Annotated in this window: 3 protein-coding genes; 2 read left to right on the forward strand and 1 reads right to left on the reverse strand. The window is 47.4% G+C overall.

Annotated elements, in window-relative coordinates:
- Positions 1–278 (forward strand): hypothetical protein (locus Q1M25_RS09445; RefSeq protein WP_300484057.1); only part of this gene is annotated, 278 nt, incomplete at its 5' end.
- Between the two features lie 102 nt (positions 279–380).
- Here the strand turns inward: Q1M25_RS09445 and ffh are convergent.
- Positions 381–1,751 carry a signal recognition particle protein gene (ffh, locus tag Q1M25_RS09450; protein ID WP_004520277.1) on the reverse strand — a complete coding sequence of 457 codons (1,371 nt, stop codon included), beginning with the start codon at positions 1,749–1,751 and terminating at the stop codon, positions 381–383.
- Positions 1,752–1,933: 182 nt separating this feature from the next.
- Between ffh and Q1M25_RS09455 the strand changes: the two genes are divergently transcribed.
- Positions 1,934–2,625, forward strand: a 692-nt coding sequence (locus Q1M25_RS09455; protein WP_300484060.1) for an inner membrane protein YpjD, incomplete at its 3' end; no start/stop codon positions are given.

The following is a 2,625-nucleotide window of genomic DNA, read 5'->3' on the forward strand; positions in this document are numbered from 1 at the left end:
GTTTAGCAGACGGCACGCTTATCGATATTACTCCAGCCTACGACAAAGTTTATGGTCCCGGCCTTGATGTTGCCAAAACCATCGCTAATAGCGGTTACATTACCCATACTGATTCTCAGGGTAATCGTGACATATATGGTTGGAACGATTCTGTGGTACATTATTTTCAATGTACGCACTGCAATGCCGTTTTCAGGCTTGGTGCCGAAACCTACCATGGTAGTGGTGGCCAATGGGAAATGTTGGAAGAGGCATCAGTACGCTATGAAAATTCTTAAAAGGAATAGATTTCATAGTTATATGTGAATAGAAATTCTTGCTAGAGTAAAAACAAAAACGCCGTCTGAAACTTTTCAGACGGCGTTTTCTGTCAAATCGGCTTACAAACCTGGGAACATGCCTTTCATTCCCTTCATGCCTTTGGCCAAACGCATCAGTTTGCCCAAGCCGTTGCCGCTGAACATCTTCATCATTTGTTGCATTTGTTCAAACTGTTTGAGCAATTTGTTTACTTCCTGCACGGTCGTGCCTGCACCCATTGCAATACGGCGTTTGCGGCTGGCTTTGAGCAGGGCAGGGTTGGCTCGTTCTTTTGGAGTCATTGAGTTGATGATGGCTTCCACTTTGCCCATCGCTTTTTCGGCCGTGCCTTCGGGGATTTGTTTCGATATTTGGCCCAGTTCGCCCGGCATTTTCGACATCAGGTTTTCCAAGCCGCCCATATTGCGCATCTGCTGAATTTGTTCTTTAAAGTCATTGAGGTCAAAGCCTTTGCCTTTTTGCAGCTTTTTCGCCATTTTGGCAGCGGCTTCTTCATCAATACCTTTTTGGACATCTTCAATCAGGGTCAATACGTCGCCCATGCCGAGGATACGGCTGGCAAGACGGTCGGGGTGGAAAGGTTCGAGGCCGTTGATTTTCTCGCCGACGCCGATAAATTTAATCGGTTTGCCGGTTACATGGCGTACGGACAATGCCGCACCGCCGCGCGAGTCGCCGTCCATCTTGGTCAATACGACACCGGTCAGCGGCAGGGCTTCATTAAATGCCTGAGCAGTGTTCACCGCATCCTGACCCAACATGGCATCAATAACGAACAAAGTTTCAACCGGGTTGACCGCGGCATGAAGCGCTTTGATTTCGTTCATCATTTCTTCATCGATTGCCAGGCGGCCGGCGGTATCGACCATCAATACATCGTAAAAATGTTTTTTGGCGTAATCAACGGCGGCAGTTGCAATCTCAACCGGTTTTTGGTTGGTATCGGATGGGAAAAAGTCCACGCCGACCTGTTCGGCCAACAGACGCAGCTGTTCAATCGCGGCAGGGCGGTAAACGTCGGCAGATACCACCAAAACTTTTTTCTTCTGATCGTTTTTCAGCAGGCGGGCGAGTTTGCCGACGGTTGTTGTCTTACCGGCACCCTGCAAACCGGCCATCAAAACGATGGCAGGCGGTGAAACCGATAAATCCAGCGTTTTGTTTTCCTTGCCCATCAATTCGATTAAGGCTTGGTTGACCACGCCGATAAAGGCTTGGTCAGGCGTCAGGCTGCCGACGACTTCTTGACCGAGGGCCTGTTCTTTGACTGTGTTGACGAATTCTTTAACGACGGGCAATGCAACGTCGGCTTCCAGCAGGGCAAGACGAACCTCGCGCAAGGCTTCTTTAATATTGTCTTCGGTCAGCGTTGATTGGCCGCGAATATTTTTAAGTACCTTGCTGAAGCGGTTGGTCAGGTTGTCTAACATACTTATCCTTGATAATGAGAATAGCTGCCCAATACAGGGCATTCTTTGTTAAAATAAAATTCGGATTATTTTACACGATAGTCCGAAGTTATGCTTCAAGAACACAAATACGCACACCAAGGCCGTCTGAAACCCTGCCGGGTGTCTGTCAAGTGTTCACACCTCTATTGAGAAAGATATTTATGCCGATTGTCTTAATCTGCCTTATGCTGGTGTATGCCGGATTGGGCGCATTTTCCTGGGTGCAACATAAAAAGCACAATAATAAGTCTTACCCGCTGAAAACCGAGTTGCTGATTTTGAGCGGCGCATTATTGGTACATGGCGCAGCATTGATGTTCCCAGTATTGCAGGATAGGGTATTGATTACCGGTTTTGGCTATTCGCTCAGTCTGATAGTCTGGCTGATGCTGATGATGTACTGCTTGGGCAGCTTCTTTTATTGTCTGCGCGGTGTGCAACTCTTATTGTATCCCTGTGCCGCATTGACCTTATTGTTGGGTTTCCTTTTCCCAGGGGATTTTTCAGGCCGTCAAATCGTAGACTTATTGCCGCTGTCGCACATCGCATCATCATTGCTTGCATACGGACTATTTGGCATCGTTACCTTATTTGCCATCCTGATCCTTTTGCTCGACCGCAATCTGCACAAACGCCGTTTTTCCGCATTGGTCAGCTTCTTGCCGCCATTATTGAGTTTGGAGAAACTCATGTTCCAAGGTATTTGGGCAGGTTTCATTTTATTGACCTATTCCGTTATTAGCGGTACGTTTTTTGCCGAAGCCGTTTTCGGCAAACCCATGACCTTCACGCATAAAACCATCTTCAGTATTATGTCGTGGCTGATTTATGGCGCATTATTGTTGAAACACAG

Origin of the sequence: uncultured Neisseria sp. (assembly GCF_951230505.1) — a bacterium.
Classification (GTDB): Bacteria; Pseudomonadota; Gammaproteobacteria; order Burkholderiales; family Neisseriaceae; genus Neisseria.